Annotated in this window: 12 protein-coding genes and 1 pseudogene; 4 read left to right on the top strand and 9 right to left on the bottom strand. The window is 64.6% G+C overall.

The window, feature by feature from the left end:
* The first annotated feature begins 126 nt into the window (after nucleotides 1-126).
* On the top strand, nucleotides 127-1,413 hold the full coding sequence (locus tag HV753_RS10415) for an MFS transporter (protein ID WP_175174366.1): 1,287 nt from the start codon (nucleotides 127-129) through the stop codon (nucleotides 1,411-1,413).
* Between the two features lie 15 nt (nucleotides 1,414-1,428).
* Here HV753_RS10415 and HV753_RS10410 read toward each other — a convergent pair whose 3' ends face one another.
* Complete coding sequence (locus tag HV753_RS10410) at nucleotides 1,429-2,136, bottom strand: GntR family transcriptional regulator (RefSeq protein ID WP_175174365.1); 708 nt, start codon at nucleotides 2,134-2,136, stop codon at nucleotides 1,429-1,431.
* 106 nt (nucleotides 2,137-2,242) lie between these two features.
* Nucleotides 2,243-2,380 (bottom strand): annotated as a pseudogene (locus HV753_RS31430) (hypothetical protein); the annotation flags it as partial.
* Between HV753_RS31430 and HV753_RS10405 the strand changes: the two are divergent.
* Genes HV753_RS10405 through HV753_RS10395 form a run of 3 tightly spaced genes read left to right on the top strand, consistent with a single transcriptional unit; the run spans nucleotide 2,316 to nucleotide 5,392 of the window.
* Nucleotides 2,316-3,260, top strand: a complete 945-nt coding sequence (locus HV753_RS10405; protein WP_484456043.1) for a Bug family tripartite tricarboxylate transporter substrate binding protein — start codon at nucleotides 2,316-2,318, stop codon at nucleotides 3,258-3,260. The pseudogene HV753_RS31430 and the gene HV753_RS10405 overlap by 65 nt on opposite strands.
* Nucleotides 3,261-3,305: 45 nt before the next feature.
* The gene (locus HV753_RS10400; RefSeq protein WP_175174363.1) at nucleotides 3,306-4,106 is read left to right on the top strand and encodes an enoyl-CoA hydratase/isomerase family protein; all 801 of its coding nucleotides are present in this window, start codon (nucleotides 3,306-3,308) and stop codon (nucleotides 4,104-4,106) included.
* Between the two features lie 20 nt (nucleotides 4,107-4,126).
* Nucleotides 4,127-5,392 carry a CaiB/BaiF CoA transferase family protein gene (locus HV753_RS10395; RefSeq protein WP_175174362.1) on the top strand — a complete coding sequence of 422 codons (1,266 nt, stop codon included), beginning with the start codon at nucleotides 4,127-4,129 and terminating at the stop codon, nucleotides 5,390-5,392.
* A gap of 328 nt (nucleotides 5,393-5,720) precedes the next feature.
* On the opposite strand, the gene HV753_RS10390 is transcribed toward HV753_RS10395, so the two are convergent.
* From HV753_RS10390 to HV753_RS10360, 7 genes are all read right to left on the bottom strand, one after another.
* On the bottom strand, nucleotides 5,721-6,452 hold the full coding sequence (locus HV753_RS10390) for an ABC transporter ATP-binding protein (RefSeq protein WP_175174361.1): 732 nt from the start codon (nucleotides 6,450-6,452) through the stop codon (nucleotides 5,721-5,723).
* A complete protein-coding gene (locus tag HV753_RS10385) occupies nucleotides 6,449-7,249 on the bottom strand; it encodes an ABC transporter ATP-binding protein (RefSeq protein ID WP_175174360.1) in 801 nt (266 codons plus the stop codon). The genes HV753_RS10390 and HV753_RS10385 overlap by 4 nt, the downstream gene beginning before the upstream one ends.
* Nucleotides 7,246-8,334: an ABC transporter permease subunit gene (locus tag HV753_RS10380; protein WP_175174359.1), complete on the bottom strand. Its 1,089-nt coding sequence runs from the start codon at nucleotides 8,332-8,334 to the stop codon at nucleotides 7,246-7,248. Before HV753_RS10380 ends, HV753_RS10385 begins: the two co-directional genes overlap by 4 nt.
* Complete coding sequence (locus tag HV753_RS10375) at nucleotides 8,331-9,182, bottom strand: branched-chain amino acid ABC transporter permease (RefSeq protein ID WP_425485889.1); 852 nt, start codon at nucleotides 9,180-9,182, stop codon at nucleotides 8,331-8,333. The genes HV753_RS10380 and HV753_RS10375 overlap by 4 nt, the downstream gene beginning before the upstream one ends.
* Before the next feature lie 236 nt (nucleotides 9,183-9,418).
* Nucleotides 9,419-10,564 carry a branched-chain amino acid ABC transporter substrate-binding protein gene (locus HV753_RS10370; protein ID WP_175174357.1) on the bottom strand — a complete coding sequence of 382 codons (1,146 nt, stop codon included), beginning with the start codon at nucleotides 10,562-10,564 and terminating at the stop codon, nucleotides 9,419-9,421.
* A 242-nt stretch (nucleotides 10,565-10,806) separates the two neighbouring features.
* Complete coding sequence (gene putA, locus HV753_RS10365; protein WP_175174356.1) at nucleotides 10,807-14,628, bottom strand: trifunctional transcriptional regulator/proline dehydrogenase/L-glutamate gamma-semialdehyde dehydrogenase; 3,822 nt, start codon at nucleotides 14,626-14,628, stop codon at nucleotides 10,807-10,809.
* Between the two features lie 144 nt (nucleotides 14,629-14,772).
* Nucleotides 14,773-15,420, bottom strand: a complete 648-nt coding sequence (locus HV753_RS10360; protein WP_425485884.1) for a PqiC family protein — start codon at nucleotides 15,418-15,420, stop codon at nucleotides 14,773-14,775.
* Nucleotides 15,421-15,422 lie beyond the last annotated feature (2 nt).

Below are 15,422 nucleotides of genomic sequence, written 5' to 3'. Positions count from 1 at the left end.
CCTTTTCCTGAGAACGGCTCCGCTAGCGATGAAGCCGCCCTGAAACAGGGTCGCCAAAAAACTGCTTGACGATGTTACTGACCGGTACGTACTATTCGCAAATCCCAATACGTACCGGTCAGTAACATGAGTATAGCCCACCCTCCTTATCCGTTCCGGCACACCGGCCAAAAATACGCATTCGTCGTGGTCGCGGTGATCTTTGTCTCCCTGCTGGTATCCGCTGGTTTGCGCTCGTCGCCCAGCGTCTTGCTGGTGCCACTGGAAGAGGCGTTCGGCTGGAGCCGAAGCTCGATCTCGTTCGCGGCAGCGGTTGGGATATTCCTGTATGGGCTGGTGGGTCCGTTTGCCGCGGCCGCGATGGAACGCTTCGGGCTGCGCCGCGTTCTGATCAGTGCGCTAGTCCTGATGTCTGCCTCCAGCGCCGTCAGCGCCTACATGACCGAACCCTGGCATCTGCTGATGACCTGGGGTGTGTTCTCGGGCCTTAGCTCCGGTGCCGTGGCCTCCGTGTTGGGCGCCACGATCGTGAACCGCTGGTTCACCAAGAATCGCGGCCTGATGATGGGTCTTCTGACCGCCAGCACCGCCAGCGGCACGTTGGTCTTCCTGCCCGTCTTGGCCAAGCTTGCCTCATCTGGCGATTGGACGCTGGTCGTCTGGACCGTGGCGGCCGCCGCTGCCGCCTTGGTACCGCTGGCCTGGTGGCTGGTGCCTGACCGCCCGTCCAGCGTGGGTCTCGTTCCCTACGGCAGCGATCCGCATGCCGTGCCCGCCCCCGTCGCACCGCGCACCGGCATGGTGGCGGCCACCTTCGGCGCCCTGGCGCGTGCCTCCAAGACCCCCACATTCTGGTTCTTGTTCGGGACCTTCTTCATCTGCGGCTTCACCACCAATGGCTTGGTCGGCACCCACCTGATCGCGTTGTGCGGAGACCACGGCATGATTGAAGTGCAAGCGGCCGGGTTGTTGGCGCTGATGGGCATTTTCGATCTGGTGGGCACGACGGCTTCGGGCTGGCTGACTGACCGCTACGATCCGCGCAAGCTGCTCTTCGTCTACTACGCGCTGCGCGGCCTATCGTTGATCTACCTGCCCTATTCTGACTTCTCGTTCTTCAGCCTGTCGATCTTCGCGATCTTCTTCGGTCTGGACTGGATCGCCACCGTGCCGCCCACGCTGCGCCTGACGACGGAAGCCTTCGGCGAGCGCGACTCGGCGATTGTGTTCGGCTGGATCGTCGCCGGCCACCAATTGGGCGCCGCCAGCGCCGCCTGGATGGCTGGCGCCATCCGCGAAGCGCAAGGCAGCTACCTGATGGCCTTCGTGATTTCCGGCGCCACCGGCCTGATCGCCGCCGTGATGGCACTCAGGATCGGCAGGAAGCCCGCCGTGGTGGCGCAACCTGCCTGAACGGGGCGAGCTTGTTCAGGGTTTGACCGCGGCGCCCGGGCGGCCACGAAGGTTGTACGCCTTCTTGCCGCCCACATGCTTGCGGATCAGCGTTTCGGCGCGTTTGCCGTCGCGCGCCATCAGTGCCTGCACGAAAGCCTCGTGATCCGCGACTGCGGTCGTCCATTCGTCGAGGTCAAAGTTGGACTTGTACCGCAAGGCCTGGACCTGTAGGTTCAACCGGTCATACGACTGCGTCAGCGCCGGATTATGCGCCGCGCGGTTGATCGCGATATGCGTGCCCATGCTGGCCGCGAAGTACGCGCGGATATCCCGCTTCTCGTAGTTTTCAAGCATCTGCGCATGCAAGTGCGCAATCTGGCCAAGCTCGGCCTCGGATGCGCGCTCGGCGGCGCTACGCACCGCCAATCCCTCCAGCACGGACAGCACATCGAAAATATTCTCGATGTCTTCGGCCGACAGCTCAATCACCATCGCCCCGCGCTTGGGTTGCAGCGCCACCAAGCCATCCGAGGCCAACATCCGGTAGGCCTCGCGCAGCGGCGTGCGCGAAATCTTCAACTGATCGCATAGATCCCGCTCATTGAGCCAGGTGCCGGGCTTCAGCGTGCCGTCGATGATCAGTTGCCGCAGCCGCTCGGCGACGACCGCAGGAAGGGTCGGATGGTGGATCGCCAAATCAGGGACGGACGCATCCGGTATCGGGCTTTCAGGGTTAGCCATGGGTTGTTCACGCTCGCGACATCGATTATTTTTGTATCTGGTATACCAAACACCAAAGGAATACCAACCTGACCCAATCATAAATCAAGCAACACCTGGGCAGGCCTCATCCACCAAGGAGACTCCATATGAACAAGCATGCTCGCGCCTGGACGGGCGCGCTGGCGATAGCCGCCAGCCTGACCGCCGCCAGCCCCGCCGTGGCGCAAGACCCGGCCAAGTGGCCGGAACGCCCCATCCGCCTGGTTGTCGGTTTCGTGCCGGGCGGCGGCACCGACGTATCGGCCCGCATCCTTTCCGTGCGCCTGTCCACCTTGCTGGGCCAGCAGGTCGTGGTCGAGAACAAGCCGGGCGCGTCCGGCCTGATTGCCGCTGACTTCGTGGCAAAGGCCGAGCCCGACGGCTACACGCTGCTGCTCGCCAATATGCAGTCCACGGTGGCGGCGCCCTATGTCGTGCAATCCAGCATCGACCCCATCCGGGATTTCACCGCGGTGCGCTACATCGGTTCGGTGCCCAATGTGCTGGTCGTGAACCCCGCCAAGCACCGCTACGCCACCGTCCAGAACCTGGTGGACGACGCCCGCGCCAAACCCAAGCAATTGCTCTACGCCTCGTCAGGCATGGGCAGCCCTCAACACCTGAGCGCGGCGCGTTTTTCGCAGATCGCCGGTGTTTCCATGGAACACGTTCCCTACAAAGGCAGCGGCCAGGCCATGACCGATCTGCTGGGCGGCAGCGTGGACATGAACTTCGACACGCTGCCCGGCGCGATCAACCAGATCCAGGCCGGCAAGCTGCGTCCTCTTGCGGTGACCAGCGCCGAACGCAGCAAGCGGCTGCCCGACGTGCCAACCCTGGCCGAATCCGGCATCAAGGGCCTGGATATCGTGCAGTGGTACGCCGTGCTGGCCCCGGCCAAGCTGCCCCGCCCGATCATGGACAAGCTGGACCGGGCCCTGGCCCAAACCCTGGCTGACCCCGAGATCGCCTCCAAGCTGGCCGACCAGGGCATGGACCTGGGCGGCGGGCCGCAAACCCCAGCGGCGTTCGCTGCCTACGTGCAGGACGAATGGACCAAGTACGGCAAGCTCACCGCCAGCCTGGGGCTGACGAAACAGTAATCCCCGGCGGGAGGAACGCCTCCCGCACCTGACCAAAGGAACACCATGAGCGCTACCTCTACCTCCGACTCCTCGCCCATCCTGCTGCAACGCGACGACGATATCGTGACCGTGGTGCTGAACCGGCCCGAAAAGCTCAATGCCTTCACCATCGACGGCTGGCGCCTGCTTGGCGACACCTTCCTGGAACTGGATCGCGACGACAGCGTGCGCTGCGTGGTGCTGCGCGGGGCGGGCGAGAAAGCCTTTTCGCCCGGCAACGACATCAGCGAATTCGAAACCGCACGCAGCAACAAGCGGCAAGCCGTGGAGTACGGCGCCGTCATGCGCCGCACGATCGAGGCCATCGGCGGCTGCCGTCACCCAGTGGTCGCGCAGATACATGGCATCTGCGTGGGGGGCGGAATGGAAATCGCCAGTCTGGCCGACCTGCGCATCTGCGGCGAAAGCTCGCGGTTCGGCGTCCCGATCAAGAACCTGGGCCTGGTGATGTCCTACTCGGAGCTGGCACCGCTGGTACGCCTGGTCGGGCCGACGGTCGCGCTGCAAGTGCTGCTTGAAGGGACCATCTTCGACGCCACCGAAGCCTTGCGCCTGGGTGTGGTCACGCGCGTGGTGCCGGACGATCAGGTCCAAGCGCAAGCGCAGGCTGCCGCGCGCCGCATCGCCGACGGGGCGCCCCTGGTGGCCCGCTGGCACAAGAAGTTCGTCCGCAACCTCATCCAAGGCAAAGCACTGAGCGATGCCGATCGCGACGAAGCGTTCGACTGCTTCGACACCGAGGACTTCCGCGCGGGCTACCGCGCCTTCCTGGCCAAGGCCAAGCCGCAATTCAGCGGCCGCTGATCGCAGATCAAGGAACATGCATGCATAACGACACCCATGGCCCCTCGCCCACCTCGCCATCCGATGCGCCCGCCGGCGCGCTGGCCGGCATGCGCGTGATCGAACTGTCGCAGATCATGGCCGGCCCCACCTGCGGCATGATGCTGGCCGATCTGGGCGCCGACGTGATCAAGGTCGAAAAGATCGACGGCGGTGACGACTCCCGCCAGTATCGCGATCCGCAGATCAATGGCATCTCGGCGCCCTACCTGATGCTCAACCGCAACAAGCGCGCCATCGCGCTGGACTTGAAGCACCCCGAAGGCAAGAAGGTATTGCTTCGGATGATCCGGGACGCCGATGTCGTCACCGAGAACTTCCGCAAAGGCACGATGGAAAAGCTGGGCCTGGGCTATGACACGCTGCGCAAGGAAAACCCGGGTCTGATCTATTGCGCCGTGTCGGGATATGGCACCACCGGCCCCTATGCCGATAAAGGCGGGTTCGATCTGGTCGCGCAGGGCTTCTCCGGCCTGATGGCCATTACCGGCGAACCCGGTGGGCCGCCCCTGCGCACGGGGAATTCGGTAGCCGACATCAATGCGGGCCTGCTAGCGGCGTTTGGGGTGCTGGCGGCGTATCAGCACAAGCAGCGCACCGGCGAAGGCCAGATCGTGGAAACCTCGCTGCTGGAAGCCAGCCTACAACAGTTGTACTGGCACGCCGCGATCTACTTCGGCAGCGGCGTGTCGCCCGGCCCCACCGGATCAGCGCATGTGTTGAGCGCGCCCTACCAGGCATTCCCCACGGGCACCGACTGGATCATCATCGGCGGCGCAAACGAGAAGAACTGGCAACGCATCGCGCAAGCGCTGGGCAAGCCGGAGTGGCTGGACGATCCGCGCTACGCCCGCAACCGCGATCGCATGAATAACCGCGACGAACTGGTGGCAGAGATGTCGGCCATCCTGGAGACGCGCAGCGCGCAGGAATGGCTGGACGTTTTCGACGAGGCTGGCGTGCCCGCTGGCCCGGTGCATTCGATCGCGCAGGCGCTGTCGCATCCGCAGACGCTGGCGCGCGGCATGGTCGTGGAACAGGATCACCCGGTGGCCGGCAAGGTGCGCACCGTAGGCATGCCCGTGAAGCTGTCGGCCACGCCCGCGCAATACCACCGCGCGGCGCCCAGGCTGGGCGAAGACACCATCGCGATCCTGGGAGAGTTCGGCTACGGCCAGCAGGAAATCAACGTACTGATCGAGGACGGCGTGGTCATGGCCGTCGACCGTGAACGCGCGCCGGCTTAGCGCTTTGTTTTGGCAGCATTGCCGACGGTCGGTTTTGTGAGGCGGTGTTCTTAAGTCGCCGATGGCCGGACTGCGGGATTCCGATGCTCGCCCCGGTGGGGCTGCGCTTCGGATCCCTCCGCCCGGCCACCGGCTCACGGCATTTTCCCGTGAACGGGGTCTCAAACCAACGCATGAGGCGGCCGTCAGCCGAGGACCCCGGAGCCATCCGAAGCGCAGCCCCACCGGGGCGAGCATCGGAATGGCGCAGGGCAGCCTCGGCGGCTAAAGAACCTGGGCATCCACAAGCTCGAAGCCCTGCCGCCCCGCACCCAAGATCCGCCGCGCCCTACTCGGACTCGCCAAGATAGGCCGCGCGCACCTTGGGATCGTGCAGCATGTCGCCAGCGGGCCCGGACAGGATGATCTCACCCGACTCCATCACGTAGCCGCGATGGCTGTTTTCCAGCGCCAGTCTCGCGTTCTGCTCGATCAGCAGGATCGTGACGCCTTCGCTGGCGATGGTGCGAACCACCTCGAAGACCTTCTCGACCATCAGGGGCGCCAGCCCCATCGACGGTTCGTCCAGCAGCAGCAGTTTCGGACGCGCGATCATCGCGCGCCCCATCGCCACCATCTGCTGTTCGCCGCCGGACAACGTGCCCGCTGCTTGCTTGCGGCGTTCGGCCAACCGGGGGAACAAGGTGAAGACGCGATCGGTGTCCTGGCGGATCTGCGCTGCGTCGCGACGGATATACGCGCCCATCGCCAGATTTTCCTCGATGGTCAACTGGCCAAAAATGCCACGGCCTTCCGGCACCATGACCAGGCCCTTGCGGACGAGTTCATGCGACTTCTGGCCGCCGATCGAATGCCCGCCATAGACGACTTCACCGCCCGCCAGCGGCACCAGGCCGCAGATGGCCCGCAACGTCGTGCTCTTGCCAGCGCCGTTGGCGCCGATCAGGCACACGAGCTCGCCTTCGTCCACGCGCAGGTCAATCCCGCGCACGGCACGAATACCGCCGTAGGAAACTTGCAGGCCGCGCATTTCCAATAAAGGTTGGGATGCTGCGGTCATGCCGAGGCCTCCTTGTGAATCAGCGGGTCCTGGGCCGCGCCAGCGCCCAGGTACGCTTCGATGACCTTGGGATCGCGCTGCACCTGCGCAGGCTTGCCCATTGCCAGCACCTTGCCATATTCCAGCACCAGCACGCGGTCGCACAGCCCCATGACCAGCTTCATGTCGTGTTCGATCAGCAGCACCGTGACGCCATCATCACGGATCTTCTCGACCAGCTTGCGCAGCACCACCGTTTCCGACGCATTCATGCCGGCGGCAGGTTCATCCAGCGCCAATAGCTTGGGATCCGTCGCCAAGGCGCGCGCGATCTCCAGGCGACGCTGGTCGCCATAAGGCAACGAACGCGCGACGTCATTGGCGCGATGGCCGATGCCGACGTAGTCCAACAGTTCTTGCGCCCGCGCCTCGATGGCGGCCTCTTCGGCGCGCGTGCCGCGCGTGCGCAGCACCGCCCCCAACACGCCTGCCTTGGTGCGCACGTGGCGGCCAATCATCACGTTCTCGATGGCGCTCAGGTTGGCGAACAGCCGGATGTTCTGGAAGGTGCGCGCCAGGCCGGCAAAGGCGACTTCATGCGGCTTCTTGCCCGACATGGATTCACCGTTGAAGGTGCAGCTGCCCTCTTCCGGGATGTACAAACCCGTCAGCACGTTGAACAGCGTGGTCTTGCCGGCCCCGTTTGGGCCGATCAGGCCATAGATCTCGCCTTGCTCGATGTCGAAACTGACATCCGACAAGGCTTGCAGGCCGCCGAAGCGTTTGCCCAGTCCCTGGGCTTGCAGCAGTTTGCTCATGCCGCGCCTCCTTGCGCCTTGGTGGCCAGTTCGCGCTTGCGCACCGCCGACGGCCACAGGCCCGCCGGCCGGAACAACATGACGCAGACCATCGCCAGGCCGAACAGCAGCATGCGGATGCCCTCGGGGTCCAGCACCACGGCGCCGAACACCATATGCTGGACAGGTTCCACCACCGCACGCAGGAATTCCGGCAATGCCGCCAGAATCAGCGCGCCCAGGATCACGCCCGGAATGTGGCCCATGCCGCCCAGCACCACCATGCACAGGATCGAGATCGATTCCATCAGCGAGAAGCTCTCGGGGCTGACAAAGCCCTGCATCGACGCGAACAAGGCGCCAGCCACGCCGCCGAACGATGCCCCCATGGCGAATGCCAGCAGCTTGATGTTGCGGGTATTGATGCCCATTGCCTTGGCGGCAATCTCATCTTCGCGGATGGCTTCCCATGCACGGCCGATGCGTGAATTCTGCAAGCGCACGCACACTACGATAATGATCAGCGTGACAGCCAGCAGCAGGTAGTAGTACTTCTCTGGCCCGGTGAACCGCATGCCAAACAAGCTTTCCGTTCGCCCGAACGCAAACTCGCCCACCTTGAAGGTGTCGATGCGGTTGATGCCCTGCGGCCCGTTGGTGATGTTGATCGGCGCGTTCAGGTTGTTCAGGAAAATTCGGATGATTTCCCCGAATCCCAGCGTCACGATGGCCAGATAGTCCCCTCGCAGCTTCAGCGTCGGCGCCCCCAGCAGCACCCCGAACAGGCAAGCCACGGCCAGCGCGATCGGCAGGATCGCCCAGAACGGCAGATGCAGCCCGAAGTGCGGCGACGCAAGCAAGGCCCACGTATAGGCGCCCACCGCGTAAAACGCGATATAGCCCAAGTCCAGCAGGCCGGCAAAGCCCACCACGATGTTCAGGCCCAGCGACAACATCACGTACAGCAGCGCGAAGTTCAGGATGCGTACCCAGCTCTGGCCGGCCATGCCGATCACAAAGGGCAGCACCGCCAGCACAATGCCGATCAGCGCAATGCCGATCAGGTTGCGGGTCGACAGCCCGCGGGTCTTCAATGCGGTGCTCATGCGCGGTCTCCCACACGTTCGCCCAGCAGGCCGGACGGACGGAAGATCAGCACCAGCACCAGCACGAAGAACGCGAAGACGTCCTGGTAATGGCTGCCCAGGAACCCACCGGTCAGGTCGCCGATATAACCGGCACCCAGCGATTCGATGATGCCCAGCAGCAAGCCGCCGGCCATCGCGCCCACCATGTTGCCGATGCCGCCCAGCACGGCAGCCGTGAAGGCTTTCAGGCCCAGCATGAAGCCCATCGTGTATTGCGACACGCCGTAGTAGGTCGCGACCATCATGCCTGCCACGGCGGCCAGCGCCGATCCGATCAGGAACGCCGCCGAAATCACCGTGTTGATGTTGACGCCCATCAGGCCCGCCACTTCACGGTTCTGCGCGGTGGCGCGCATCGCCGTGCCCAGGCGGGTCTTGTGCACCACGGCCAGCAGGCCGCCCATGATCAAGGCCGCGATCACCACGATGGCGATCTGCAAGCTGCTCATGCGGGCACCGGCAAACTCGAAGACGTGCGGCGACAGCACCTGCGGGAAGTTCAGGTAATTGCGGCCCCAGCTCATCATGGCCACGTTCTGCAAGATGATGGACACGCCGATCGCCGTGATCAGCGCGGCCAGGCGCGGCGCCCGGCGCAGCGGCCGGTAGGCCACGCGCTCGGCCGTCCAGCCCACCGCCATGCACAACGGCACGGACACCAGCAGGCCCACGCCCAGCACCACGAAAGCGGACACGCCAGGGTCGCCGCCCACCAGCGAAATGGCGATCGTCGTGGCCGCCATCGCACCGATCATGACGACATCGCCATGCGCGAAATTGATCAGCCCGATGATGCCGTACACCATGGTGTAGCCAAGGGCGACCAGGGCGTACACGCTGCCTAGCGTGACGCCGTTAATCAGTTGTTGAATGAAGATATCCATAGGGGCCGCGAAAATAAGCCTGGAAAAGTCGCGCAGCGCACGCGGCCGGAGCCATCACGGGCCGGGTGCGGGGTGCGCGCCGCACACGCCGGGCGGCGCGTGCGGACAAAGTGGGCGGACACGCCGGCATGGCCGGGATCCGCCCTGGTCAACCCGCCTTAGTTGGCTTGGCTGACCATCGTTTCAACCATCTCCCACTTGCCATTCTTGACTTCGTAGATGGTGACCGAGATTTCCTTCAGATCGCCCTTGGCATCATAGGAAATGTGCTCGCTGGTGGCGCCCTTGCGGTCCAGCTTGGCCAGCACGGGCAGGTACTTCTCGGGCTTGGCCGAACCGGCCTGCTCGATGGCCGTGATCATGTTCCAGGCGCCGTCATAGGCGTACGGAGCATAGACGCCAGGGGCCTTCTTGAAACGCGCCTGATAGCGCTGCTCGAAGTCCTTGCCGGCGGCCATCTTGTCCAACGGCACACCCGCCAACGACGCGAACGTGCCATCCGCCGCATCGCCAGCCAGCTTGATGAAGGTGTCGCTACGGGTCATTTCGCCCGACACCAGCGGCGCCTTCAGGCCCAGCGTGGCCAACTGGCGCTTCATCGGGCCGGACTGCGCATCCAGGCCGCCGTAGAAAATCGCGTCAGGGGCGGAGCCCTTGATGTTGGTCAGGATGGCGGTGAAGTCATTCGCCTTGTCGGTCGTGTATTCACGGCGAACCACTTCGCCGCCCGCAGCCTTGACGGCCTTTTCAACTTCATCAGCCAGGCCTTGGCCGTAGGCGGTGCGGTCATCGATGATCGCAACCTTCTTGGCCTTCAGATTCTGCACCATGAATTTGCCCACCGCGGCGCCCTGCTGGGTGTCGCTGGTCATCATGCGGAACGTGGTTTCGTAGCCTTGCTTGGTGTATTCAGGCGACGTCGCCATGGCGATCTGGGGCAGACCGGCCTCATGGTAGACACGCGACGCGGGGATCGTCGTGCCGGAGTTGAAGTGGCCCAGGATACCCACGACGTCCTGGTCGACCAGTTGCTGCGCCACCTGCACGCCAACGCGCGGATCGGCCTGGTCATCACGTGAAACCAGCACGAACTTGGCGGGCTGGCCATCAACCTTGATGCCCTTCTTGTTGGCTTCTTCCAGGGCCAGGTTCAGGCCGTTCTGCATGTCTTCGCCATAGTGCGATTGCGGGCCGGTCAGCGGCGCGGCAAAGCCAAGCTTGATGTCGGCGGCGTGGGCGGCGGCCGTCATGCCGACGGCGGCGATGCTGGCGGCGAGAAGCTTCAAAGTGGTGCGGAACTTCATGGGGAATCCTCCGGGGTGTCGGACTTAAGCCTTGTTATACCTGAGCTTTTAGCCAGGCTTTTGGTTTCTTTTACTACCGCAGGCCCGGCGGTGACCAGGTCCTGCGCATGCATTTTCTGCAAAGTCCGGATGCCGGGTTGCGACATCCAGACTTGAGGTGCGACCGGATTTTGCTTCCAGTGCAACCCCACACGATATTGGAGATAACCCTCGGTCCCCAGAGGATTACCTCCTGGTGACGCTCAACCGATCGTCATGAGGCTGGCGTTGCCCCCTGCCGCGGCAGTATTGACGCTGATGGAGCGTTCCGTCAGCAAGCGTTCCGGCACATAAGCCGCGCCTGCGGCCAAGGCGTCGGAGGTCAGGCCATGCACCGAGAGGATCGCCCCCGGACGCTGCGCAATGCGCTGGTTCAGTGCCTGTAACGCATCGCCATCGCCTTCAAACAGCACGGCCTGGTAGTCCGCCTGATCGACCTCGTCGTCGACCAAAATGCCTGCCTGCCCCTGCTGCTCGGCATCCAGCGTCGCCAGCAGCGCCTGGGCGGCCGGCGTGTCGGCGAACCAGGCGTGGTTGCCCGTCAGGCGGGCCACCGACCACTGCGCGCGCGCACCGGCCTCGGTGGCCGCCACGCAATAGACGGCGCCACGCGGCTCGACCAGATAGGTGTTGGTCTCGCCGGTCGGGCCGGGCAAAGCCATGCGCTGCGGCAGCGGCGCGGCGGCATCCAGCGCCGGCGGCAGCCCTGCCGGGCGGGTGCCCAGCAGGCGGTACATGTACAACGGGCCGCCCGCCTTGGGGCCGGTGCCAGACAGGCATTCCCCGCCAAAGGGCTGCACGCCCACGACCGCGCCCACGATATTGCGATTGACGTAGACGTTGCCGGCGTGAACCTGCCCCGTCACATGCGCGATCGTTTCATCAATGCGCGTATGCACGCCGAAAGTCAGACCGTAGCCGGTGCCGTTGATCGCATCCAGCAAGGCATCCAGCTCGTCGCGCTGGTAGCGCACCACGTGCAGCACCGGGCCGAACACTTCGCGCGTCAGCTCGCTGATGTGATCGATCTCGATGATGGTGGGCGCCACAAAGGTGCCATGGCGGCATTCGCCGTTCAGCTCCACTTGGTCCACGCGATGCCCCGCCGTGCGCATCGTCTCGATGTGACGCTGGATGCCATTGCGCGCTTCAGTATCGATCACCGGTCCCACATCCACCGACAGGCGATCCGGATTGCCCACGCTGAGCTCGCGCATGGCGCCGCGCAGCATCGTCAGCACGTGATCGGCGTTGTCTTCCTGCACGCACAGCACACGCAGCGCCGAACAGCGCTGGCCGGCGGAATCGAAGGCCGAGCTCAATACATCGAACACCACCTGTTCGGACAGCGCGGACGAATCCACCACCATGGCGTTCTGACCACCCGTTTCGGCGATCAGCGGAATGGTGTGGCCGTCGTCATCCAGGCGGTCGGCCAGCGTGCGCGCGATGATGCGCGCCACATCGGTCGACCCCGTGAACATCACGCCGCGCACGCCCGGACTGGCCACCAGCTGGGCCCCCACGGTTTCGCCACGGCCCGGCAGCAATTGCACGGCGCCGACGGGCACGCCGGCCGCGCGCAGGATGGCCACGGCTTGCGCGGCGATCAGCGGGGTCTGTTCCGCGGGCTTGGCCACGACGGTATTGCCGGCGGCCAACGCGGCCGCGACTTGGCCCGTGAAGATGGCCAGCGGGAAGTTCCAGGGGCTGATGCACAGCACGGTGCCCAGCGGACGGTGCGTGTCATTGCTGAATTCCTGTTCGGCCTGGTCGGCGTAGTAGCGCAGGAAGTCCACGGCCTCGCGCACTTCGGCGATGGCGTTGGGCAATGATTTGCCGGCTTCGCGCACGATCAGGCCCAACAGGGTCTGCATTTGCTCTTCCAGCAATTGGGCCGCACGGCGCAGGCACTGCGCCCGCTCCGCGACCGGAGTCGACTGCCAGATGGGCGCCGTATTGGCGGCGGCGCGCAGGGCGGCATCGGCCTCGTCGGCTTGTGCTTCAACCACGTGGCCCACGACGTCACGCAGGTTGGCGGGATTGCGCACTTCGATGGCGCGGGCCGCGTCCCAGGCATGGTCGCCGTCGCCCAGCATCGGACCCGCGCGCCACGGTGTGCCGGCGCTGGCCAGCAACGCCGCGGACAGCGAGCCCAGCCGATGTTCGTTGGTGAGATCCAGGCCTGCCGAGTTGGCGCGGGCGCCTTGCTGCGGATTGCCATAGAGTTCGCGAGGCAGCGCGATTTTCTCGTGCGGCGCCCCCAACGGCACGATGCGCGCGGCGGCTTCGACCGGATCGGCCACCAACGTCTCCACCGGAATGCTGTCGTCGCCGATCAAGTTCACGAAAGAGGTGTTCGCGCCGTTTTCCAACAGGCGGCGTACCAGGTAGGCCAACAGCGTTTCATGCGTGCCGACCGGTGCGTAGATGCGGCAGGGACGGTTCAGCTTGCCCTGGGCCAGCGAGCCGACCACTTCGTCGTACAGCGGCTCGCCCATGCCGTGCAGGCACTGGAATTCGTACTGGCCGGGATAGTAGTTCTGACCAGCCAGTTGATAGATGGCCGCCACGGTGTAGGCGTTGTGCGTGGCGAACTGCGGGTACACCGCTTCCGGTGCGCCCAGCAGCTTGCGGGCACACGCCAGATAGGCCACGTCGGTGTACAGCTTGCGGGTATAGACGGGATAGCCTTCCAGGCCATCCACCTGGGCGCGCTTGATCTCGCTGTCCCAGTACGCCCCTTTCACCAGACGCACCATCACGCGGTGGCGGCTGCGGCGGGCCAGATCAATCACATAGTCGATCACGAACGGCGCGCGCTTCTGATAGGCCTGGATGACGAATCCGATACCGTTCCAGCCGTCGAGCTCAGGGGCGAAGCAGAGCGCCTCCAGCAAGTCGAGCGAGATTTCCAGACGATCGGCCTCTTCCGCATCGATGTTCAGGCCGATGTCGTAGCTGCGAGCCAAGGCCGTCAGCGCCTTCACACGCGGCAGCAGCTCGGCGATGACCCGTTCGCGCTGGCTGCGGGAATAGCGCGGATGCAACGCCGACAACTTGATCGAAATGCCCGGACCTTCGTAGATGCCCCGGCCGGCCGCGGCCTTGCCGATGGCATGAATGGCTTGTTCATACGAAGCGTAGTAGCGGTCGGCGTCTTCAGCCGTGGTCGCGGCTTCGCCCAGCATGTCATACGAATAACGGAACCCGCGCGCTTCCATCTTGCGGTTGTTGGCCAGCGCTTCAGAGATCGTCTGGCCCGACACGAACTGTTCGCCCATCATGCGCATGGCCATGTTCACGCCCTTGCGCACCAGCGGTTCGCCGCCTTTGCCGATCAGGCGGGTCAGCGCCTTGGACAACGACTGCTCGCTGCTCACGGCCACCAGCTTGCCGGTGATCATCAGCCCCCAGGTGGCGGCGTTGACGAACAGCGATTGCGAGCCGCCCATGTGGGACTTCCAGTCGCCACGGGCAACCTTGTCGCGGATCAGCGCGTCGCGCGTGGCCCGATCCGGAATCCGCAGCAGCGCTTCGGCCAGGCACATCAGCGCCACGCCTTCCTGACTGGACAAGGAAAATTCCTGGATCAGCCCTTCCACCCCGCCGCCGCTGCGCTTGCCGCGCAGCTTCTTGACGAGATCCGAGGCCATCGCATGCACCTTTTCCAGATTGGGCATGCGCGCCTGGCCCAGCAACAGCGGCACGCACTCCGGCTCGGGACGACGGTAGGCCGCGGTGATCGCAGCGCGCAGCACGGACTGCGGCTGCACGTCCTGGCCAAACTCATAGAACGGCGGGACGGGCGCCAATTGGCTGTCATTAGCCTCATCATCCACGCCCGCGTCGATACCCAGATGCGACATTTCGGCGGGCAGGTGGCCGCGCTCGATCTTGTCCAGGTAGGCAAGGATTGCCTGCTTGTGCAGCCAATGCGGCGTGCAATTGAGCTTGTGCGCGGCTGCCTTCAGGCGGTCGCGTAGTGCGTCATCGACTTTGACGCCAAGGGTCGTGCTGGCCATAAGAGATTGCTTCCTGTCGCATGGCAAAGGTAATACGGGTTCCGAACGGAATTCCGCATGGGTAGGACCGTATGCTAGACAGGTTGCAACCGCGTTTGTATTAAGGTTAACCCTTGGTTAACCGCTTGAGATCACGCGAGTTTCTCAGTCTTTCAGGGCCGAGCAACCCAACATCTGCACGGAGCCCGAGCCCGCCGGGGTCTGGCCACGGATCGCCGAGGCCATCACGCCAGCCAGGCTGACCACCGCACGCTGCTGCGCGGCGATCAACGCGGGGATACCCGTTTCCGCAACCGTCTCGGTGACCACGCTGCGGCACAACAGGCCAGCGCCCTTCATGTTGACCGGCCGCACCCGCCACGTAGCGTCCAGCTGGGCCATGCTGCCCGACACGAGCTCAAAACGCTGCACATCCGTCTGCACCCGCCAAACCGGCGCCGCGGGGCCAGGCTTGACCATTTGCACATCCAGCGCGCCCAGTTCACGCTTCAGCGCGTCCGACAGCGCCCCACGCAATTCGTCGCCCAGCGGCGAACTCCAGCGTTCGGAATACAGCGCGGACACACTGCCGTCGCCCGTGCGCACCATCAATTGCGGCTGATCCGCCTGGGTCGACAGGCTGACCGGTTGGACTTCGATCAGGAAGTTGGCAGGCGCCCCCGAGGCTGCCGATGCCGGCGCCGCCGGACCTTGCAACGTGTAGTAGTGCACGGGCGGCGACGAGCCGCAACCCGCCAGGGCCGCTCCCAGCACCAGCAGGGACAGGACAGAACGCATCGGAGAAATAGTCATGA

It is taken from the genome of Achromobacter pestifer (genome assembly GCF_902859625.1).
Lineage (GTDB): Bacteria > Pseudomonadota > Gammaproteobacteria > Burkholderiales > Burkholderiaceae_B > Achromobacter > Achromobacter pestifer.
The sequence above is the reverse complement of the archived record's forward strand: the minus strand, read 5'-3'. Positions and strand labels throughout refer to the sequence as shown.